The organism is Mucilaginibacter yixingensis, from assembly GCF_041080815.1.
GTDB lineage: Bacteria > Bacteroidota > Bacteroidia > Sphingobacteriales > Sphingobacteriaceae > Mucilaginibacter > Mucilaginibacter yixingensis.
This window is the reverse complement of sequence record NZ_CP160205.1, coordinates 263,353-284,728: the sequence shown is the minus strand read 5'-3', so window position 1 is coordinate 284,728 and position 21,376 is coordinate 263,353. Positions and strand designations below refer to the sequence as shown.

At 45.2% G+C, this 21,376-nt stretch carries 17 protein-coding genes; 3 read left to right on the top strand and 14 right to left on the bottom strand.

Annotated elements, in window-relative coordinates:
* Positions 1-88: 88 nt before the first annotated feature.
* A complete protein-coding gene (locus ABZR88_RS01220) occupies positions 89-859 on the top strand; it encodes a Ku protein (RefSeq protein WP_107829206.1) in 771 nt (256 codons plus the stop codon).
* A 154-nt stretch (positions 860-1,013) separates the two neighbouring features.
* Here ABZR88_RS01220 and ABZR88_RS01215 read toward each other — a convergent pair whose 3' ends face one another.
* From ABZR88_RS01215 to ABZR88_RS01195, 5 genes are all read right to left on the bottom strand, one after another.
* On the bottom strand, positions 1,014-1,943 hold the full coding sequence (locus ABZR88_RS01215; protein WP_107829207.1) for an SPFH domain-containing protein: 930 nt from the start codon (positions 1,941-1,943) through the stop codon (positions 1,014-1,016).
* 353 nt (positions 1,944-2,296) lie between these two features.
* Positions 2,297-3,415: a lipid-A-disaccharide synthase gene (lpxB, locus tag ABZR88_RS01210; RefSeq protein WP_107829209.1), complete on the bottom strand. Its 1,119-nt coding sequence runs from the start codon at positions 3,413-3,415 to the stop codon at positions 2,297-2,299.
* Entirely contained in the window at positions 3,412-3,672 is a 261-nt protein-coding gene (locus ABZR88_RS01205) for a hypothetical protein (RefSeq protein ID WP_107829210.1), read from the bottom strand. The genes lpxB and ABZR88_RS01205 overlap by 4 nt, the downstream gene beginning before the upstream one ends.
* Positions 3,673-3,959: 287 nt before the next feature.
* Positions 3,960-4,487: an adenine phosphoribosyltransferase gene (locus ABZR88_RS01200; protein ID WP_107829211.1), complete on the bottom strand. Its 528-nt coding sequence runs from the start codon at positions 4,485-4,487 to the stop codon at positions 3,960-3,962.
* A 3-nt stretch (positions 4,488-4,490) separates the two neighbouring features.
* Entirely contained in the window at positions 4,491-5,324 is an 834-nt protein-coding gene (locus ABZR88_RS01195) for a helix-hairpin-helix domain-containing protein (protein ID WP_107829212.1), read from the bottom strand.
* Positions 5,325-5,404: 80 nt separating this feature from the next.
* On the opposite strand from ABZR88_RS01195, the gene ABZR88_RS01190 reads away from it, so the two are divergent.
* Positions 5,405-7,162, top strand: coding sequence for a lysophospholipid acyltransferase family protein (locus ABZR88_RS01190; RefSeq protein ID WP_107829213.1), 1,758 nt, complete (start codon positions 5,405-5,407; stop codon positions 7,160-7,162).
* Between the two features lie 91 nt (positions 7,163-7,253).
* Here ABZR88_RS01190 and ABZR88_RS01185 read toward each other — a convergent pair whose 3' ends face one another.
* The 8 genes from ABZR88_RS01185 to ABZR88_RS01150 all read right to left on the bottom strand — a co-directional run bounded on the left by ABZR88_RS01185 (position 7,254) and on the right by ABZR88_RS01150 (position 18,918).
* Complete coding sequence (locus tag ABZR88_RS01185) at positions 7,254-7,943, bottom strand: hypothetical protein (protein ID WP_146166558.1); 690 nt, start codon at positions 7,941-7,943, stop codon at positions 7,254-7,256.
* 179 nt (positions 7,944-8,122) lie between these two features.
* Positions 8,123-11,407 carry a TonB-dependent receptor gene (locus ABZR88_RS01180; RefSeq protein WP_107829215.1) on the bottom strand — a complete coding sequence of 1,095 codons (3,285 nt, stop codon included), beginning with the start codon at positions 11,405-11,407 and terminating at the stop codon, positions 8,123-8,125.
* Between the two features lie 293 nt (positions 11,408-11,700).
* Positions 11,701-12,240, bottom strand: a complete 540-nt coding sequence (locus tag ABZR88_RS01175; RefSeq protein WP_107829216.1) for a hypothetical protein — start codon at positions 12,238-12,240, stop codon at positions 11,701-11,703.
* 97 nt (positions 12,241-12,337) lie between these two features.
* Positions 12,338-13,900, bottom strand: coding sequence for a ribonuclease Y (gene rny, locus ABZR88_RS01170; RefSeq protein WP_107829217.1), 1,563 nt, complete (start codon positions 13,898-13,900; stop codon positions 12,338-12,340).
* 308 nt (positions 13,901-14,208) lie between these two features.
* Positions 14,209-14,502: a cell division protein ZapA gene (locus tag ABZR88_RS01165; RefSeq protein ID WP_107829218.1), complete on the bottom strand. Its 294-nt coding sequence runs from the start codon at positions 14,500-14,502 to the stop codon at positions 14,209-14,211.
* Between the two features lie 21 nt (positions 14,503-14,523).
* The gene (locus ABZR88_RS01160) at positions 14,524-14,811 is read right to left on the bottom strand and encodes a hypothetical protein (protein WP_107829219.1); all 288 of its coding nucleotides are present in this window, start codon (positions 14,809-14,811) and stop codon (positions 14,524-14,526) included.
* An 84-nt stretch (positions 14,812-14,895) separates the two neighbouring features.
* Entirely contained in the window at positions 14,896-17,295 is a 2,400-nt protein-coding gene (gene pheT, locus ABZR88_RS01155) for a phenylalanine--tRNA ligase subunit beta (RefSeq protein ID WP_107829220.1), read from the bottom strand.
* Positions 17,296-17,655: 360 nt separating this feature from the next.
* A complete protein-coding gene (locus tag ABZR88_RS01150) occupies positions 17,656-18,918 on the bottom strand; it encodes a DUF5103 domain-containing protein (protein ID WP_107829221.1) in 1,263 nt (420 codons plus the stop codon).
* A gap of 456 nt (positions 18,919-19,374) precedes the next feature.
* Between ABZR88_RS01150 and lepB the strand changes: the two genes are divergently transcribed.
* Complete coding sequence (gene lepB, locus ABZR88_RS01145; RefSeq protein WP_107829222.1) at positions 19,375-20,460, top strand: signal peptidase I; 1,086 nt, start codon at positions 19,375-19,377, stop codon at positions 20,458-20,460.
* A gap of 256 nt (positions 20,461-20,716) precedes the next feature.
* On the opposite strand, the gene trxA is transcribed toward lepB, so the two are convergent.
* The gene (gene trxA, locus ABZR88_RS01140; protein WP_107829223.1) at positions 20,717-21,034 is read right to left on the bottom strand and encodes a thioredoxin; all 318 of its coding nucleotides are present in this window, start codon (positions 21,032-21,034) and stop codon (positions 20,717-20,719) included.
* Between the last annotated feature and the right edge of the window lie 342 nt (positions 21,035-21,376).

Below are 21,376 nucleotides of genomic sequence, written 5' to 3'. Positions count from 1 at the left end.
ATCCCAAATTTGTGTTTTCCCAGGGGCTTGGTTTTCATCAAAAACCCTTTGCCCGCTCATCGGTTATATCAGTCTCAATGCTTTTATTATGAGATCGATATGGAAGGGCTCGATTGGTTTCGGGCTGGTTAATATTCCTGTTAAGCTGTACTCGGCGGTGCAAAGCAGTTCGCTGAGTTTGGATATGCTCGACTCGCGCGATCATGCCCGCATCCGCTACCAGCGCATCAACGAGGATACCCGCAAAGAAGTGCCGTATGACAAGATTGTAAAAGGGTACAAGCTTGACGATGAATACGTGATTTTGGAGGATACCGATTTTGAAGATGCTGCGTCCGAGAAAAGTAAAGAGATAGAAATAGAAAGCTTTGTAAACATTGCCGAGGTTGACCCGATGTTTTACGAAACGTCTTACTATGCCGAGCCGGATTCCAAAAACAACAAAGCCTATGGTTTGCTGGTACAGGCCATGCTCAAATCCAAAAAGGCCGGATTGGCCCGTTTCGTACTCCGCAATAACGAGAATTTGTGTATTGTGCACCCGGTCAGCAATGTGCTGGTAGTGACCAAAATCCGCTTCGCGCAGGAAATTCGTGGGATGGATGATTTGAATGTATCGCAGGAGGTAAAGGTAACCGATAAAGAGCTGAAAGTCGGCCTCGCGCTGATTGATCAATATTCGGAAAAGTTCGATGTGTCGAAATACAAAGACAATTATCATAACGAGCTACTGGAGATCATCAAGGCCAAAGCTAAAGGCAAACGCCCAACCATCAAGAAACTCAAACCGAAGACCACCAAGAGTGATGATTTGTATGATCAATTGATGCAGAGCTTGAGCCATAAGAAGGGTGCATGACTGCTCCTCTATCCCGCATGTCATGCTGAGGAACGAAGCATCTCTGAAGATAGCCCAGTCGCTATTTATACCCACAGAGATGCTTCGTTCCTCAGCATGACATCGTGGCCACTAAAACAAAACAGCCCGGTCTCATCAACCGGGCTGTTTTGTTTTATTTCTTATTGTTCCTGTCCAGCATCTCCAGGCTCATCATCTCTCGCATGGTTTTCTGCATGTTCTCGCTTGATCCATCCAGGAAGATTACGTTGCCTTCAGAGTTCTCAGCGAAGTGCTTGATGGCTTCCGTCCACATGGTGAACATAATTACCGAAGTATCCATATTGGCCTGTTGCATCTCTTTAGCGGCAACCGTCATACCCTTGGCCACCTCTTCGCGGAAGAGGGCAATACCCTGACCGCGCAGCTGTGCTGCCTGGCGCTCGGCCTCTGCAGCAATTTTGATGGCGTTACCCTCGGCCTCTGCGGCTTTGGTTTTGGTGATGAGCAGTGCCTGCCCCTCATTCTCTGCAGCAGCTTTCAGGTTATTTGATGATACCACCTGGCTCATTGATTTCATCACTACTTCGTCAAAAGTAATATCGTTCAGCTGTAAATCCTGTAGATGATAACCCCAGGTTTCCAGCACGTTGTCAATTTGGTCTTTTACGTGTTCTACAATCTCACGACGCAGTATCAGTACATCTGCCTGGCGTTTGGTGGCCACAAAGGCTCGGATAGAACCCTCAATGGTACGCACCAGCGCCTGCATCAGGTTGCGCTCGTCAATAAATTTAAAGGCTACGTTTTTAATGGTTTCCTCTTGTTGGTCCAGTACAGAGTACAGCAGCATGGCTTTGAAGTAAACGTTGGCCTGGTCAATGGTTACGGCCTGAAACTCCAATTCAACCGAACGGTTCTGCACGGAAATACGGGCATACAGGTTCTCAATAAAGGGAATCTTAAAATTAAGACCGGGAGTTAACACACGGCGGTACTTACCAAACACGGTAATTACCCCAACAGTGCCTTGCCTGATGGTGACAAATGAGGTGCCCAGTACAATAATTATGATAAAAAGAATGATAACGGCTGTTACTAACATGGCGATAAATGGTTTATGGTTTAAATATAGGTTTAATTATTGGTTTGTAATTTGAAGTAGTAAAATGTCAAAACGAATGTCATGAACTTAAAACGCTTATTTGGAGCCATTTTAACTATACTAGGTATTGTTGGCTTAATTTATACCGGTGCAAACATTATACAACATAGTAGACAATTCACTACACTGATAGTAGTGGGCGTTATATCATTGTTATTCTTTTTTCAGGGGGTAATACTGATCAAAAACACCGCTGATACGGCGAAGTAATAAGATATCGAAATGTTCCCTTTGTCATTGCTGAGGAATTGGTATGGCTATGTTGGGCGCTCCAGCAATGACAATATGTATTATTACTTCCCTCTCTCCCCCAAATACTTCACAATCAATCCAGCCGTCCGTTCCGACGCGCCGGGCTCGCCCATGCGCACATCCAGCTCGTCATAATTGGCCAGCATGGCATTACGATAATCAGCATTGTTTAACAACAGCTCCATCTCGTCCCCAATTTGTTGCGGGTTGCAGTCCTGCTGAATCAATTCTTTTACCACCAGTTTGTCCATAATCAGGTTAACCAGCGATATAAATTTGATCTTAATCACCATACGGGCAATCCCAATACTCACCGGGCTACCTTTATATACCACCAATTGTGGCACGTGGAACAATGCGGTTTCTAACGTAGCGGTACCGGAAGCCACCACGGCTGCATCCGCCTGGTGCAACAAATCATACGTAGCATTAAACACCACAGGGATATGGCTATCGCCCAGAAACTCTTTGTAATAATCTAACTGAAACGAGGGGGCACCGGCCACCACAAACTGATGATCTGGGAAACGCGACGCGATCTGCAACATATCAGGCAACAACCGGCTAATCTCCTGCCGGCGGCTGCCAGGCAGTAAGGCTACCAGCTTTTTACCTTCCAGCCCGTGTTTGCTTCTGAAACCGGCATCGGGCTTAAAAGCAGCTTTGGCATCCAGCAGTGGGTTGCCAACGTAATCAACCTTATAATCCCAACTCTTGTAAAAATCAACCTCAAACGGCAGGATACAGAACAGGTGATCTACAATACGTTTAATCTTCAGCACCCGTTTTTGGTTCCAGGCCCATACTTTGGGCGATATATAGTAGCAAACCAGCAAACCCTGCTGCTTGGCAAAATCAGCCAGTTTGAGGTTAAAGCCAGGAAAATCAATCAATATCAGCACATCCGGTTGCCAGGCGGCAACGTCAGCTTTGCAAGCCTTCAGGTTTCTTAGAATAGTGCGCAGGTTGGCTACCACTTCCACAAAACCCATAAAGGCCATATCGGCATAATGCTTCACCAGCGTACCGCCTTGGGCCTGCATCAAATCGCCGCCATAGTAGCGAAACTCTGCAGAGACGTCCAATGCCTTCAGTGCTTTCATTAAGTTGGCGCCGTGCAAATCGCCCGAGGCCTCGCCTGCTACCAGGTAATATTTCATGCTCTAATTCTAAATAAAAACACCAACAGCATAAACACAAAGGTAATGGCCATAATGCCTTGCACCGTTTTAATAGTCTCCTTTTTTGCAAAATATTTCAAGAGCAGCAAGTTAAGTGCAATGGCTATCAGGTAAGGCACACCGGGTTTACCGTTCAGGTATGGATCGTACCATACCACATCCAGTGCCAATACCGATGTCGTCGGAAATACCAAACCAATTAATGTACCGGTTACCAGGCTATCTTTATTCAACATACCCCTCACCCCCTAAAAGGGAGAATTATTTATCGAAGATTCAATATTAAAAATACCATTACTCCCCCCTTCAAAGGGTAATAGCCCATAAAGAGGCAGTAAGCATCTAAAGACGCGAAGGCCAGTGCTATTCCCTCCCTTGGGAGGGTGTAGGGAGGGGTTTATGCGATTGCATACGATATAAACCCCTCCCCGCCACTTCACAAAACCACCGCGCCCCTCCCCAAGGAGGGATTTGTTATACTCCTGCCAATTGATGGGCTATTACTCTTCAAAGGCCCCGGGGCTTAATACCCTGCCAACACCACAATATTTTCTGATATCGGCTCTATCTTCTCTTTACCATTTAAAAAGCCCAAACCAACTACAAAGCTAAAACCAACTACCGTTCCACCCATTTCGGCTATCAACTCGCTGGCAGCAGTCACGGTGCCCCCTGTAGCCAGCAGGTCGTCATGGATCAGTACGCGGGCACCGGGTTCAAAGGCATCGGTGTGCAACTCAATGGTGGCCTGACCATATTCCAGTTCATACACTTTTTGTTTGATGGCATAAGGCAATTTGCCCGCTTTACGTACCGGCACAAAGGGCACACCCAGGCGGCAGGCCAATGATAGTCCGAACAAAAAACCGCGGCTTTCCACCCCTGCTACCACATCAATCTCTGTCCCTTTCAGCTGTTCTACAAAGGCGTCCAGAATCCCCTCACATAGTTGCGCGTCTTTCAATATCGGGGTGATATCTTTAAAGATGATACCCGGTTTCGGAAAATCATGAATATCTCTAATGGAGGCTTTGATGCGTTGCTCTATCATGGCTTATTTAAACGTAATGTAGGGTGCAATTTTACTTAAAATTCCGTCATCAATAATGGGAATATTTTTCAGATCGTCCAGCGCCGCGTAGTTTCCATGCTGGTTGCGGTATTCTACAATAGCATTCTTCTGCTTGTAGCTCAGGTACGGAAACACCAGCAGGTTGTTCAGGGTAACGATATTGAGATTGATCTTGCTGATGCGTGCAGCATCTACACTAACCTGCGGCGCCAGATCATGGTACATTAACGAATCTATCCCGAAAATCTCCTTCAACTGCTCTTTCTTATAGAAGCCACCCAACCTATCGCGGTAACGGATAATGCGCACGGCATAACCCGGGCCAATGCCACGAATAGTGGTCATCCGGGTCGAGTCAGCGCTGTTCAATTCTACTATGGTGAAGGATTTTTCTGTATAATCGTCCTTTTCAGGCAGATTGATATAGGGCTCCAGACGTTTATAATCTATGGCGGTAATAGCATAAATCTTTTTTAGATCGGCCTTGGTGTAAAAGCGGCCGCCTTTAGCTTCGTAATGCTGAATGGTAGTGATTTGATGATCATTTAGTCCCAGCTTTTGCCAATCGGTCGCCGGCAGATGATTAGGGTTAAATCTGAACATTTTGACCGCAATGGTTGCGGCGGTATCCGTGGGTTGCATGTGCAATCGGGCAGCCGTAGCGTCAAAGCCATTTAAATTAATTAGCTTATCTTTGTGCACCCTTTGGTACACGACTGGAGCCATCCAAACAGCTATGATCAACAATATTAAAACCACCAGCCCGTTCCATTCTTTCTTAGTAACCGTGAGGTAGTCTTTAATTAACGATTTCATGATAAGATTCAGATCAAGGGTTAAGTTAGCATAAATTTTAGGATATTTAAACCTGCAAAACTACATACAGGAAAAGCACTATGAAGATCATCACCAAAGAAGAGTTTGCCAAAGCCATTAAACTGGATAAGTTGAAAATGCCCGGACTGGCAACCCTGCTGATGGAGATCATGAAGATAAACCAGGTAAACGATTTGTTTGCCCAGGCCCAGCCCAAGCAAGGTCCGGAGTTTGTTGACGCTATTTTACAGGGCGTAGGTGTTGAGATTGATTTTGACGAGCGCGAACTAAAAAACATTCCGGCCGACGGCGCTTTTATAGCCATTGCCAACCACCCTTACGGCGGCATTGAAGGCATGGTGTTGCTTAAACTGCTCTGCATGGTACGGCCAGACGCCAAGCTAATGGCCAACTTTATTTTAAAGAAGATCCCTAACCTGAGCGATTATTTTATTGCGGTTAACCCGTTCGAAAACATTGAGCACTCATCCAGCATCAGCGGACTGAAAAGCACACTGGAGTTGTTGAAAAACGGCACCCCAATAGGCATCTTTCCGGCAGGCGAGGTATCTACCTACAAACTGGAAGAACAACAAGTAACAGACCGCAAGTGGCACCCGGTTGTAGGCAAAATTATTGCCAAGGCTAAAGTACCGGTAGTACCTATCTACTTCCAAGGTAATAACGGTTTGTTGTTTAACCTGCTCAGCCTCATCCACCCAACGCTGCGCACCGCTAAGTTGCCTTCTGAGTTGTTCAATAAACAAGGACATACCATTAAGCTACGTATTGGTAAGCCAATTCATGTGGAGGACATCCCTGATTATAACAATGCCACTAAGTTACTGAACTATCTGCGTGCTAAAACATACGCACTGGGTACCGGTCTGGAAGAAGAAAAGAAACTTTTTAATCCGCGCAACCTGTTCAAAATAAAACAGGAGCCAGAAGATATTGACCTTGAAACAGATCGCGCCGTACTGGAGAAAGAAGTAGAAACCCTGCGTGAAGATTATACCGTTTGGGTAGAGAAAAACTACGAAGTATTCATCGTGCCCACCTCGGCTATACCCAATATTATACGTGAGATTGGCCGGCTGCGTGAGATCACCTTCCGCGAGGTGGGCGAAGGCACCAACAAAAGCACCGACCTGGATGAGTACGACATCTACTATCACCACCTGTTTATCTGGGATACCGATGCCAAAATGATTGTGGGCGCCTACCGTATTGGCCTGGGCGACGAAATCTATTACAGTCGCGGAAAAAAAGGGTTTTATACTGCCGAGGTATTCAAGATCAAAGGACCGTTTACTGATGTATTAAAGTTGAGTTTGGAGCTGGGCCGCTCTTGGATCAGGCGAGAATACCAGACTAAGCCGCTACCACTGTTTCTGCTGTGGAAAGGCATTTTGAAATACTTGCTGGATAACCCGCGCTATCGGTACCTGATCGGTCCGGTAAGTATCAGCAACTCGTTCTCCAAGTTCTCTAAATCATTGATTGTTGATTACATCACCCGCAATCACTTTGATCATGAAATGGCGCAGTACGTTAAGCCACGCAAGAAATTCAAAGTTGATTTTTCTAAAATCGATACCGATCTGCTGCTCTCAGCCACAGACGATTCGTTAAAAGGCCTCGACAGCATTATCTCTGAGGTTGAAACCCGCAACATGAAGATCCCGGTGTTGTTACGCCAATACATAGCACTCAATGCCAAGATCATCTGTTTCAATATCGACCCTAAATTTGCCGATTGTTTGGATGGCTTCCTGGTGTTAGACCTGCAGCAGGTGCCTCATGAAATGCTGGAGAAACTGGGGAAGAATCTTTAGAAAGTCCGTAAGTCGGGAAGACCGAAAGTCCGTAAGTAAGTATCGTAATGATGACTATCGTCTTTCGGACTTTCGGTTTTCCCGACTAAGATTAAAATTTGAACACTAACCCCACTCCCGCCGAGAAAGAGGTAAACAACGTGCCAGATTCTCCTGTGCGACTATTAACCTCATAGTGCTCTGTAAAAACGTTGTAGGCGGCGTGCACGTCAAAATCAAGGTTATTGTTTATGGCAAATGCGGCTCCAATTTTAGGGGCAACATAGGCTTGCTTTGAGCTCGACCCCTCATAAAAACTAGTGTTTTCATCCTGGTAACTTACAGAGTAACTGGTAAAATAGAAACCGCTATTCAATCCACCGTAAAGCTTGGTATTATCGCCTAAGGGTAAGTTATATACGGCGCCTACAGACAGCGCAAAGCTCTCAAATGGCGATGTAGTAAACACTCCGGTAGTTCCTGTATTTGTGGCTTGGCTCAACGTAGGATATTTAGCCTGAAACTGCCTGTAGCCGGCGGTTACATCTACCGTAAACTTCTCAAAATATCGCATCAGGCTTAGGTTATAATTAACACCTGGGCGATAGTCGGCCGATAAATTCTTTCCGGGCAGATCAAAATCGGCACCAAAACGAAAACCATAGTCAGTTTGTTCCGGGAAGAAATCTTGCGCGTGTGCGCTTGAAAAATTTAATGTGAACAGTAAAATAAGGGCTATTTTAATCAGCGCCTTCAGATTTTTTGCAGCACGATGTTGCTCTGCAATGATAAGATTGAACATAATACGGTTAGGTTGAAAAACGCCCAAAGTTCCTCATTTTATTTCGTCTTATAAAATCATAATTAAATCTTTAACAACAACTTAAAGCTTTAATGTACCAACGTTGCCACAAACGCTTCCAACAAAAAATGCCCGGCACTAAGGCCGGGCATTTAAAAACTATGTGTATTCTATCTGTATTAGAAGCTGTAACGTACACCCAATTGCATTTGGTAACGAGACTGGAACTGATCCACTGCGTAAGGCAGACCTGGATTAGTAAACTTATAGGTTGGATAAGTTGTAGCTGCGTTAGCAAATGATGGAGTAACCGCTTTGGTTAAGCCAATGCTTGAGGTTGAGTTGAACGTGTTTGGAGAATAGTAGTAGTGACCCCAATCTTTGTTCAACAGGTTAGTCAAGTTGATGATATCGAAAGTTAAAGTCAACATTTGTTTGCTGCCTTCGCCACCCACTTTAAAGTCTTGAGTGAAACGGAAATCTGCACTGGTATTCCAAGGAGTACGTGCGCCGTTACGCTCGGTGAACTGACCGCGACGGGTAGTCAGGTACTGATCGCTGTTGATGAACTGATCAAAAGCGTTAGCATATGCCTGCTCTGTAGCTGTTGGTGTGTTAGGAGTAGTGCTGAACAATTTGATAGTTTCGCCTACTTTAGGGATGTAAGCTAAGCTAACTTGCTGACCAGTACCATCGATAGCTGATGGGTAGAAACCGAAGGTATATGGTGTACCTGATGCAGCGTTGAAGAAGATCTGGAAGTTAGATGCATTCTTTTTACCAGCCCCCCAGAACAGTTTGTAACCAACGTTAGCTACGATACGGTGACGGATGTCAAAGTTAGAGAAAGCTAAAGTAGGGCTGTTAGGATTAAGTGCCTGGTTCAACTGCCAGTTAGACTCCATTGAGTTACGGATACCGTTGGTGATATCTTTTGCCTGACCGTAGGTATAAGCAACATCAGCGCTCAAACCATTATCAAAAGTTTTAACAACCTGACCGGTGATGCTATAACGGTGACCTTCGCTGGTGTTTGACAACAGGTAAGCGTTGGTAAAGTTAGGAGAGATCTTAGTGTTGTTAAAGATTGGCTGCTGGTGTTGAGTATCATACGGATAGTAAGTTACCACATCGGCAGTGTTGGTTTGCTGGAATTTCAAATCGTGGATAACATCTGTATAGATACCTTCCACTGTGAAACGCCATTGATCTTGGGTTTTGAAATCGAATGCTAAGCTGCTTCTCCATACCTGCGGCATTTTGAAGTTGTTATCAATCATATCCACCTGGGTTGCACCGGTAGAGCTGGTGTTTACAGCAGGAACCTGTTGTTTAACATAAGTTAAACCACCTTCTGAACCAGCCTGAGTTGGGTTAGTACCAGGAGTAATAGGCGTACCTGTAGTACGGATGTTGTTGCTATCGTAAGCACCGTAAGTTACACCGTTGTTATAGAATGCATAACCGAACCAGGCAAATGGTACACGACCGGTAAAGGTACCGGTACCACCGCGTACTACTACGCTCTGGTCACCGTTAACATCCCAGTTGAATGATAAACGGCCATTGAACTCAGCGTTATCCAGGAATTTGTTCTGGATATCTTTTGGTTTGGTATAAGTATAAGTAGTACCGTAAGCAGGGTCTACAGCAGCGCCGGTAGTTTTAGGGCTCAGCGGTTGTTTGTTAGGTACACCAGCGTAGTCTACACGTAAACCACCGGTTAATTTAAAGTTATCTGTAGCCTGGAACTCATCTTGTGCATAGAAGCTCAGCAGGTTAACTTTAAATTGAGCTGATGGGTTAGCCAAGATGTAAGCACGGGTGTTGTTAGTATAGTTGTAGTTATTTCTAACACGGTTTGGCTGGTTAGCAATGAAATCTTCAATGCTGTTATAAGAGTCACGACCGTTCCAAGAGTTTACGAAGTTGTAAGTAATGTTATACAACTCGTTGTGTGTACCTACAGTTAAGGTATGACGACCCAGGTTCCAGGTAAAGTTATCAGTGATCTCAGTAGTTTTCTGGTGCATATCAAAGATAGCAGCCTCGCGGTCTGTACCCATAAAGATGGTGGTACCAGGAGTACGGCCAGTGATCTCGATCTGAGGTAGAGCAGGGTTCGAGTTTGGATCGCGCCAGTCATGTACGTTTGAGTAACCTACTAAGAAATCGTTACTTGTTGAACCGGTGAAGTGTGATTTTAACTCAGCAACAGTTGAAGTTGAGTTGTTGTGTGAAGTATAGTCAATACCGCTGAAACGGAAGTTCTGCTGATCGCGCTCTAAGTTAGTAGCAGTAGAGCTGATAGTGTTGTTACGGATAGTTAACTGGTTTTTAGAATCGATGTTCCAGTCTAAACGGTTAAAGAACTTGTTAGAGTTAGAGTAGATGTTGGCGTTGCCAGCAGTACCCGGATCAATACCACCTGTAAATGATTTGAAAGCGTTAGCTAAGTTAACCGCGTCAGTTGCAGACAAAATTGGGTTAGCACCAGCGCTACCAGCAGGGAAGATAACCGGATCTTGACGACGGGCAAACTCCTCGTTGGTAAAGAAGAACAATTTGTCTTTAACGATAGGTAAACCTAAACGGCCACCAAATTGAAAATCATGGAAAGCGCTTGGCTCTTTAGCACCGTCGCCACCAGCAGCAGCAGGCAGGTTGTTTGGACCAACCATGAAAGCGCCACGACCGAAACCGTAAACTGAACCGGTAACTTCGTTTGTACCGCTACGGGTTACAGCGTTGATTGAACCACCCAGTACGTTACCAATTTTGATATCATAAGGAGCAACGTAAACCTGGATATCCTGAATCGCGTCAAGTGATACAGGGCTGGTACGTGTACTGCTACCTACCTGACCAGATACGTTGTTCTGACCACCCAGTGAAGGGCTAAAGCCAATCGCATCGTTATTGATAGCACCGTCTAAGGTTACGTTATTGTAACGGTAGTTAGTACCCTGGAACGAGTTATTGTTGCTTTGAGGAGTTAAACGGGTTAAATCCTGCAGGCTACGGCTAAGTGATGGTAAAGCGCGCAGCTGACCTTGGTTAATACGAGTGCTTGCACCAGTTTTAGTAGCACCGCCGGTTGATTTTACAACAACTTCTTTCAATGCAGTGGTTTCGTCAACCAGTTTGAAGTTGTAAGATGCGTTACCCAGGCTAAGGGTAATGCCTGCATTTTCTTGTTTTTTGTAACCAACAAAGCTAGCGGTGATTACGTAAGGACCACCTGGGTTAACGTTGTTAATTACATAACGGCCTTCTGCATTGGTTTGGTTACCGTAGCGAGTACCGGTGCTGGTGTTTACAACCGAGATGGTTACACCTGGCAATGTGCCGCCTTTTTGGTCGGTCACTTTACCTGAGATTGTTGTGGTTGTTATCTGCGCAAGCGACTGATTTACAGCACCTGCAACAAAGAACAACATAAGGATAAAGTAGAGCTTCTTCATTTGTGTTTAATTTGCTCACAAAGGTTCAGCTACAATGTTAATCCTATGTTAACTCAGGATTATATTATAGAACATTTACTTAACAATTATTAAAAGATTACTGAACGATAGGCTCTATAACACACTAAAATGGCAAGAAAAAGATAACATAGGCAATAATTTCGCATTTTTTGACCAATGTTAACACATCGATATTTAAGCCAATCTTTAATTAACTTAACACAACTTAAACATTGCCATTCCTGCGAAAAACAGCCATTACTTAACAGAAAGCTAATAAAAGTGAGGAATTTTTAATAACGCGCGCCGATTTTTTTCAGCAATTTACCCAGATACCACGCCACGCTGATAAATAGCAGGTTAAGCGCCTCCCATTGTGTGGTGCGTCTGTTGCGCAAGCTAACGCCATAAAAACCAATAGCACCCAACACAATCTCCAGATCGCTAATCACCATCAATGATGGACCGCCAGCATTTTGCCAAACCAGCAAACGTGTTATTAAATAGGCAAAAACAAACAAGATGAAAATAACCAGGTAACACAGCACCGGCGAGAGGCGATAATAAAAGTACCCGGCCAGCGCCATCAGGAACGAGGCCCAGTTGATAAACCCATTGTTTTTACCCAAAAAACTTAAATAGGGAAATGGCAATGCCCAAAACAGTCCGGTAAAACCTAGCAGAATCAAGAGCGCGCTAATTAATAATACGCCCCTGTCTACCGCTGTTGGGTAAGCCTGCGGCAGTTCACGAAAGTATTTATCTACCAAACGCTCGTCTGCTTTAGGTTTTGGTGCCGCTTTAGGCTGTGGTTTTGATTGCTGCTTTGCCATGATCTGAAAGTAAAAGAGGCACAAAAACTGCGCCTCTTTTTATTATTTGATATTTTTAAGTCCTCCCCATCGGGGAGGATTTAGGAGGGGTCGGGGTTTACTTCGCGAACGCTACTGAACGCGTTTCCCTGATTACCGTTACTTTGATCTGGCCCGGGTAGGTCATTTCGGTTTGAATACGGTTAGAGATATCAGCAGCCAGTATTTCAGACTGTGCGTCGCTGATCTTCTCGCTCTCTACAATTACACGCAGCTCACGACCAGCCTGGATAGCAAAGGTTTTCTCTACGCCAGGGTAGCTCAACGCCAGTTCTTCCAGTTCTTTCAAACGTTTGATGTAGCTTTCTACTACCTCACGACGTGCACCAGGACGAGCGCCAGAAATAGCGTCACAAGCCTGTACAATTGGCGAGATCATCGAGGTCATCTCAATCTCGTCGTGGTGAGCACCGATGGCGTTGCATACATCCGGATGCTCTTTATATTTCTCGGCCAGTTGCATACCTAAAATAGCGTGTGGCAGCTCTGGGTTATCATCAGGTACTTTACCAATATCGTGCAGCAAGCCTGCACGTTTAGCCAGCTTTACGTTCAAACCTAGCTCAGCAGCCATGGTAGCACAGAAATTAGCCACCTCACGCGAGTGTTGCAGCAAATTCTGACCGTAAGATGAACGGTAACGCATTCTGCCCACCATACGGATTAGCTCCGGGTGCAGGCCATGAATGCCTAAGTCGATCACGGTACGCTCGCCAATCTCTACAATCTCTTCTTCAATCTGCTTTTTGGTTTTGGCTACAATCTCCTCGATACGTGCCGGGTGGATACGACCGTCGGTCACCAGGCGGTGCATAGCCAAACGGGCAATCTCACGACGAACCGGGTCAAAACCTGAAAGGATGATGGCCTCAGGCGTATCGTCTACAATAATCTCAATACCGGTAGCAGCTTCCAGCGCGCGGATGTTACGACCCTCACGACCGATAATGCGGCCCTTGATCTCATCATTCTCAATATTGAAGATAGATACCGTGTTCTCAATAGCGCTCTCCGTAGCGGTACGCTGAATGGTCTGGATTACTACTTTTTTAGCCTCTTTAGTAGCGGTCAGTTTAGCCTCATCTACAATATCCTTGATCTGCATCATGGCTTTGGTGCGGGCTTCTTCGCGCAGGCTGTCTACCAGCTGATTTTTAGCTTCTTCAGCGCTCAGGCCGGCAATAGTTTCCAGTTGCTGGATGTGCTGGCTTTTCAGCAATTCCACCTCCTCCTGTTTCTTAACAGTAATTTCTGTCTGGGCCTCAAGCTTCTTACGGGTGTTATCCAGCTCGCTCTCTTTGCGGTTAGCGTTCTCCAGTTTCTGATTTAACGATTGCTCTTTCTGCTTGATGCCGTTCTCGCGCTGGTTAATGGAGTTGTTACGGTTGTTCACCTCCTGCTCGTGCTCGGCTTTCATCTGCAGAAACTTCTCTTTAGCTTCCAGCAACTTGTTCTTTTTCAATATTTCGGCGTTGTTCTCGGCATCCTTCAGAATCTTTTTCACTTTATTCTGAGCCGCAGCCTCCTGATCTTTAAATAGCTTTCTTAGCATGAAACGACCAATGCCGATGCCGACAATGACGCCTCCTAAAAGCCCGATTATAACGTATAGAATGTTCATGATTGGTAATTGGTATATATATAAATAAAAAAAACCGCAGCTAAACCTTAAGTATCAATATTTAAAAACCTCTTTGTCAGATAAATTGGACTGGGGTCATCGTTAAATACACGAAGTAACGTGCACCCTCTGCTTGTCCGCCTGATATTGAAGCGTTAAGTTTTTAATAGTGAAACCTAAGAATTTAACTGCGGTTAAATCTTTGCTCGTATATGAGCTAAAAGCCTAAAGCAAAAAGCACAAAGCTACCTTAACAAGTAACCTTTCACCCTTCACCTTTCTCCTTTAGCCTTTTAAAGAACGTTTTATTACCTCTTAGAGAAAAAATCGGCCAGCAAATTATCCAACTGATAAACTTTATCGGTTACGGCAGTATCTTCTACCGTTATGCGCTGCTCTGCTTTTATAGACGATGTGGCGTAATGTAACACGCACATTGACAGCAGATCCTGCTTATCCCTTACCGCATAATTTTCCTGATATTCTTTTATCCGGTCGTTTATGAGTTTGGCTGCCCTACGTATAATTTCTTCCTCTTCCATGTTCACCTTTAAGGGGTAAACGCGGTCAGCAATATTTATTTTTATTGAGATTTCTCCCATCTGAGCTTGTTCACTTTCGTATTACTTTTTCAGCAATACAATACACTTATCTATTTCCCGCACAAATTCGTTAATTTTTTGCTTGATGTCAAGGCTTTTTTCATTCGTTTCTGAAAACGACTTAGCCAGCTTCAATACACGAAGCTTTTCTTCCACATCTTTGGTCTTCTCCCTGCTGGTATCCAACGCCACTGCCAACGACTGGTTTTCCAGTCTCAGCATGTCATTATCCTCCTGCAATGAGTTGCATAGGGTAATGAGGCGTTCGGTACGCTCCATTATGCTGTTCAGTTGTTCGGCCGTAGTCATTTGTTAGTTAATTGGCTGATTAAGTTGATGATATTGTTAAGTTGCATGATAATAACTCATGCTACTCAACTCTTTCCATCCAACTTATTTCCTCACCTCTGCCCCTGTTTCTTTGCCCAAAGTAAAAATTAATTTCTGCATTATCGAATCTATCGCCTTATCGGTCAATGTTTTTTCCTCGTCAAGTAAAACAAAACTTAAGGCGTATGATTTTTTACCAGCCGGAAGTTTGTCGCCCTCATACACGTCAAATACGTTTACTTCTTTCAGCAACTTCTTCTCGGTTTTTTGAGCAACTTGTTTCAGCTGAGCAAAAGTGATCTCTTTGTCAACCAGCAACGACAAATCACGACGCACGGCCGGGAACTTTGAGATCTCCTGGTTAGTAATCACGTTTTTACGTACCAGGTTCAAAATCAGATCAAAGTTAAAATCGGCGTGGAACACCGGCTGATCAACATGAGCCTTTTTCAATGCCTGCGGACCAACAGCGCCAAATTTTACAATGCGTTTGTTACCGCGCATATACTGCAAACCATAAGTGGTTTTTGAGCACGATGAATCTTCGATGGTAAAATCTTTAATATTCAAACGTTCCAGCAAATTATCCACTACCGATTTCAGGTTGTAGAACGATACCGGCTTCACCTGCTGATTCCATTGCTCGCCGGCGGTGTTACCGGTCAGGTAAACAGCCAGGTGCTGATCTTCGCGATATTTATCTTCACTTACGTGGTAGGTTTTGCCAAACTCGTACAGTTTCAGATCGCTGCTTTTGCGGTTAACGTTGTAGGCAATGGCTTCCAAGCCAGAGTAAACCATGGTGGCGCGCATTACGTCCAGATCGCTGCTCAGCGGGTTGAGAATCTTTACTACCGCATCCAAATTCTCGTAATAGGCAGATTTGGTAAGCGAGTTGGCCATCATCTCGTTAAAGCCATTGGCAGTTAACCACTCAGAGATGGCGTTCTGCACCGTATCTTTCTCCGGTCGCGACGCATTGTTAAGCGACGCGCGCACCTGGGTAGGAATCTCGATGTTGTTATAACCGTATATACGCAGAATCTCTTCAACCACGTCTACATCGCGGGTTACATCCACACGGTATGGCGGCACTTTCAGCGAGAGGCCTTCTGCAGTCTCGTTCACCACTTCAATATCCAGTGCTTTAATAATGCCTTTGATCTCATCCTGCGGAATGTTTTTACCAATCAGTCGGTGGATGTTGTTGTAAGTCACCTCTACATCAAAAGGTGCTACAGGTGATGGGTAAACGTCGATGATCTCTGACGATACTTGTCCACCGGCAACTTCTTTGATTAATAAAGCCGCACGTTTCAAAGCAAACACCGTCATGTTTGGATCTGTACCACGCTCAAAACGGAATGACGAATCGGTTTTCAGGCCAAAACGTTTTGATGTTTTGCGTACCGATACGGGGTTGAAATAAGCGCTCTCCAAAAATATGCTGGTTGTGCCATCTGTCACACCAGACTTCTGGCCACCAAACACACCGGCAATACACATCGGCTCCTGGGCGTTGCAAATCATCACGTCGTCAGCATGCAGCTTGCGCTCCACACCGTCCAGCGTTACAAAAGGCGTACCCTCAGCACAGTTTTTTACCACTACCGTATTACCGGTAACAGCTGCGGCATCAAAGGCGTGCATAGGCTGACCAAGATCATGCAGCACATAGTTGGTAACGTCAACAATATTATTGATTGGGCGCACGCCAATTACAGCCAGGCGCTCTTTCAGCCATTGCGGCGATTCTTTTACGGTGATGCCGGTCATGGTTAAACCAGAGTAACGGGGCGCACCGGCAGGATTTTCTACCTGTACTTTAATATCCAGATCATGATTATCTACCGCGAAGGCCGATACATCAGGCTTTTTGATGGCCAGTTTCAGGAAAGCGGCAATATCACGAGCGGTGCCCAGGTGCGAGGTGGCATCGGCGCGGTTAGGCGTCAGGCCAATCTCGTACATATAGTCATCGTTCAGCTTAAAATAATCTTTAGCTGGCGTGCCCACAGGTGCATCTTCCGGCAGTACCATAATGCCTTCGTGACTGCTGCCCAAACCTATCTCATCCTCGGCGCAGATCATCCCTTCAGATACCTCGCCGCGGATTTTTGATTTCTTGATTTTGAATGGTTCGCCAGATGTTGGGTACACAGTTGTGTCCACCACTGCAACCACAACTTTCTGACCGGCAGCTACGTTGGCCGCGCCACAAACTACCGGCAAATCAGCCTCGCCGCCCACATCAACCTTAGTAATATGCAGGTGATCTGAGTTGGGGTGATCGATACATTCTTTTACGTAACCAATAACCAGACCTTCCAGTCCCCCCGGAACAGCCTGCACTTTTTCCATGCTTTCTACCTCCAGTCCGGTACCGGTAAGTATCTGCGATATTTCTGACGGCGTTTTATCCGTGTCTATAAATTCCTTAAGCCAGTTATATGATATTTTCATTCAGTTGCTGATGATAATGGGCAAAGATAATAAGATTTAGGAATTGGCGGGATTTGGGAATTGGGATGTTTGATTTCGGATTTTAAAAGACCGACAACATTCATATTGCAGTCGCCTGGCTCCAGCCCTCAAGTATTGAAAAGATGGAAAGAAGCGTAGGAACTGTGCGATTCCCCTCTTGAGAGGGGTGTAGGGGTGTGTCCTTTATGCCTGCGAAATGACACACCCCTACAGCCGCACTTTCCAACGCGCCCCCTCTCAAGAGGGGATTTTAGCTCTTACCAGCACTTGTGTCGATGACGCGAGCGATGGCATCTTGAATAAAAATAAAATCCGAAATCGAACATTCGAAATCCGAGATTACCTCGCCGTATTCAACACCCTGTATCCCACCAACTCTTCCCAACGGGCACCGGGCGCGCGGAAGTAAACCAGTATCTGGTAATCATTCTCCGTCTCAAAGTGATTGCCTTCCAGCACAGTATCGTCTGGTGTTTTTGTTTTGGCATCAACCCAAACATATCCATAATCGTACACACCTTGTTTCAGGTACAAATCAGTATAGAAACGCATTAGCGAACCATCATACTTTAGCTTGCTTTGTTCATCCAGGCGGTAATTGTTAAACTGACCAACGATGTAAGCCGATCCATCAAAGGCTGTTTTATTGGCCAGCAGCGTAAAATACATGTGGGCGTAATCGCCATCGGTACGGCCGTCGCGACCGTCCTGGTTGATGATGAAAAACTTACCGTCGTTATCATACTGAAATACATAATCTGGCTGATCGCGCTTTGGATCAGGCAACAGGATAACGGTATTGGCGGTATCACGATAAATATGCCCTATCCGCTCTGAATTCAACTTTAACGACCGCGTATCAAAATGCCTAAACTCATTGCGACCGGGAAAATCATTAGTCAGGATATCATTATAAATCAACTGTGTACTACGGATGTTAGCCGGGCGCGTGTTCCAGATACCGGTCTCCGGCCGGGCGTTCTGCATAATCAACGTGCGGATATCGGTATAAGGGTTTTGCACATTTAAACCGGCATATTCTAACGAGAAATTGATCTTCTGATTTGTCGCCCGCTGCGATACATTGCCGGACGGTACCATTTGCGCCGTGATGCTCACCTTACTGCCCACCACATACAATCTGCGAGTAAGTACCGGCTTGCTTTGATCGCCGTTCTGATAAACTTTTAACAGGTAGTTACCCGCCAGCCTGGGCGATAGGTTCTGGTTGGGCAACGTCAGTTCATAATGGATATATTTTTGGCGCGTGCCTGCAGAGTAACGGTACTCCATCAGCCTGTCCTCAGTAAAACCCTGCAAGTATTCAATGGGCGACAAGCGCGACGAGTTCCACTGCGCATCGCAATGCTCCAGTGTGTAGTTTAATATTTTTGATTGTCCGCTCAAATCGTCAAAGCTCAACATGACCTGCTCACCAGAGTTTAGCGGGATCAGCGGAAACGAGCCTTCTTTCTTGGTGTTGTAAAACTGCACGGTCTTAATTTCGGGCAGATAGGTTTTATCTTCATAAACCATCGGCTGGTTTTGCGCCAATGTACGGCAAGTGATGAAGAGGAGGAGGATACTGATGCGAAGTCTCATTTATCTGGCTATTTCTTCTTCGTATTTAGGTGTTCTACAAAAGTTATCGTTCGTCCCGCTCAGTTGCCGCGGGTGGCTGTTACTTTTGTCTTGACACAAAAGTAACCAAAAAGTCAAGTCAGAACGATCCTTCCGCCCGCCCTGCAATTTTTTGTCTTCGCACAGCTCTACAAAAAATCAGCATTCCCGCCAACGCTGGCTCGGCGTTCTGACAGGCCTACGCTCTGCTTTCAACAGAAGTGTGGTGGCCGACAGCGGACAGCTTCTGGGTGATTTGCAGGGCGACGGCTCAGTAACAGCCCCCCGCGGCAACTGAGCGGGACCGCAGAACCCAATAGATTACACCTAAATAGTAGCATAACCTTTGCAAAAAGTTATACGATAAATACTTTTACTAACTTAGCCCCAGTAACAAATCAATACCCCTGACATCTAACACCATACATACTTCGGAAAATGAATCTGAAACATATTTTTTCTAAAAAAGACAAAAGTGGCAAGCCCAAATCAAAAACACGCGAGTGGGTTGATGCCATTGTTTTTGCTGTTGTAGCCGCTACCATTATCCGCGGCCTGTTATTTTCGGCCTATGCTATTCCATCGGGCTCTATGGAAGGCTCCCTGTTAACCGGCGATTACCTCTTTGTGAGCAAGTTTAGCTATGGCGCACGTATGCCGTTTACCCCTATCTCTGTACCGTTTACTGAGCCTGAGGTTTGGGGCATGAAGACTTATTGGAGCGGCCTTAAACTACCGTACATGCGCCTGCCGGGGTTATCATCTCCTAAAAAAGGCGACGTAGTGGTATTTAACAAACCCGAAGAAATTGACCGCCCCATTGACGCCCGAACCACGCTCATTAAGCGTTGCCAGGCGGCGCCGGGTGATAAGCTGCAGATCATTGCCTCGCATGTATATATTAACGGTCAACCTGCACCAGAGGCACCACGCCAACAGTTAGACTATATTATTACTACCGACGGTACCGAGCTGAACAACAAAATGCTGGAAGATCTGCATATCGATATCCTTGGCCAAAGCGAAAATCAATACCAACTGATGATCCCTAACGAGCATCTGGCCGAGTTTAAAGCTTTCTCAAATATTAAAAGTGTAGTGCCTAACGTGGCAGCGCCGGGCCAGTATGATAATACGGTGTTCCCGCACAACAGCAAGTTCAAGTGGAACGTAGACAATTTTGGTCCGCTGGTGATGCCTAAACGAGGTATGACTATTCCACTGAATGACTCGACACTTACGCTTTATCGCACCGCTATCGAGAATTATGAAGGCAACAAGGTAACTACCGGAGACAACAACATCTTAGTAAACGGCAAAAAGGCCGATACCTATACCTTTAAAATGAACTATTACTGGATGATGGGCGATAACCGCCACAACTCGCTCGACTCACGGTTTTGGGGTTATGTACCGGAAGATCACATCATCGGCAAAGCCATGATCACCTGGTTGAGCCTGGATTCGACCAAAACATTTGTGAGTAAGATTAGATGGGATAGGGTGTTAAGGGGGATAAAATAGTCTGAACCTGGATTTAACGAATTTTTAAGATTTACAGGATTTTAAATTCCTACTTTCATCCGAACTTATTCCGATACCCTCAGGACAAACCATCATGCACACTTAGCACATGGGGTGCAGAAACAAATTCGGCATAACCTAAAATAAAAAGAGAGAGCCCTTTGAAACATTCAAAAGGGCTCTCTCTTTTTATTTATCGATTAGAACCAGTATCCTGTAAATCCTAAAAATCCAAAGAATCCTGGTTCAAGACTACTTACAGCTGTTTTACCAGTTTATCGGCCAATATAGATTTTGGCACAGCGCCAATCTGTTTGTCTACAATTTCGCCATTTTTGAAGAACAGCAATGCTGGGATATTGCGGATACCGAATTTCATTGAAATGCCGGGGTTGTTATCCACATTTACTTTACCTACAACAGCTTTGCCTTCATACTCTTTGGCAATTTCTTCAACCACAGGGCCTACCATGCGACAAGGACCGCACCATTCTGCCCAAAAGTCTACTAATACGGGTTTATCTGATTTAAGCACAAGCTCATCAAAGTTTGCGTCTGTAATTTCTAAAGCCATGATATCTATTTTTTAGTTTGACAAAGATGTATAATCAAATCTCTTGCCACAAGTACCACGCTGACAAAGTGACAAAATAATTACCCACATATCAACAATCCACTTTTTTATGACGATAAGGCCGGGAATTTCCTGCCCTTTTGCCAGTCTTTGTGTAGTATTTACACCAGTCAAAACAACCGCCCGGTCAAGCGTCTGCGCTTGACCGCACAACAACAACAAGCGTCCACGCTTGCAAATTTCAGCGCGGACGTTAAAATCCTTTTATCTCGGTCAAGCGCAGACGCTTGACCTGGCATCGAGTTAGCATGGCGGTATTTCGCACGTATAAGATTCCTCCTC

Bases quoted from the DNA above. Each gene is read 5' to 3' on its own strand.
- ABZR88_RS01220 (WP_107829206.1), top strand. From the start codon at position 89: ATGAGATCGATATGGAAGGGCTCGATTGGTTTCGGGCTGGTTAATATT.
- ABZR88_RS01215 (WP_107829207.1), bottom strand. From the start codon at position 1,943: ATGTTAGTAACAGCCGTTATCATTCTTTTTATCATAATTATTGTACTG.
- lpxB (WP_107829209.1), bottom strand. From the start codon at position 3,415: ATGAAATATTACCTGGTAGCAGGCGAGGCCTCGGGCGATTTGCACGGC.
- ABZR88_RS01205 (WP_107829210.1), bottom strand. From the start codon at position 3,672: ATGTTGAATAAAGATAGCCTGGTAACCGGTACATTAATTGGTTTGGTA.
- ABZR88_RS01200 (WP_107829211.1), bottom strand. From the start codon at position 4,487: ATGATAGAGCAACGCATCAAAGCCTCCATTAGAGATATTCATGATTTT.
- ABZR88_RS01195 (WP_107829212.1), bottom strand. From the start codon at position 5,324: ATGAAATCGTTAATTAAAGACTACCTCACGGTTACTAAGAAAGAATGG.
- ABZR88_RS01190 (WP_107829213.1), top strand. From the start codon at position 5,405: ATGAAGATCATCACCAAAGAAGAGTTTGCCAAAGCCATTAAACTGGAT.
- ABZR88_RS01185 (WP_146166558.1), bottom strand. From the start codon at position 7,943: ATGTTCAATCTTATCATTGCAGAGCAACATCGTGCTGCAAAAAATCTG.
- ABZR88_RS01180 (WP_107829215.1), bottom strand. From the start codon at position 11,407: ATGAAGAAGCTCTACTTTATCCTTATGTTGTTCTTTGTTGCAGGTGCT.
- ABZR88_RS01175 (WP_107829216.1), bottom strand. From the start codon at position 12,240: ATGGCAAAGCAGCAATCAAAACCACAGCCTAAAGCGGCACCAAAACCT.
- rny (WP_107829217.1), bottom strand. From the start codon at position 13,900: ATGAACATTCTATACGTTATAATCGGGCTTTTAGGAGGCGTCATTGTC.
- ABZR88_RS01165 (WP_107829218.1), bottom strand. From the start codon at position 14,502: ATGGGAGAAATCTCAATAAAAATAAATATTGCTGACCGCGTTTACCCC.
- ABZR88_RS01160 (WP_107829219.1), bottom strand. From the start codon at position 14,811: ATGACTACGGCCGAACAACTGAACAGCATAATGGAGCGTACCGAACGC.
- pheT (WP_107829220.1), bottom strand. From the start codon at position 17,295: ATGAAAATATCATATAACTGGCTTAAGGAATTTATAGACACGGATAAA.
- ABZR88_RS01150 (WP_107829221.1), bottom strand. From the start codon at position 18,918: ATGAGACTTCGCATCAGTATCCTCCTCCTCTTCATCACTTGCCGTACA.
- lepB (WP_107829222.1), top strand. From the start codon at position 19,375: ATGAATCTGAAACATATTTTTTCTAAAAAAGACAAAAGTGGCAAGCCC.
- trxA (WP_107829223.1), bottom strand. From the start codon at position 21,034: ATGGCTTTAGAAATTACAGACGCAAACTTTGATGAGCTTGTGCTTAAA.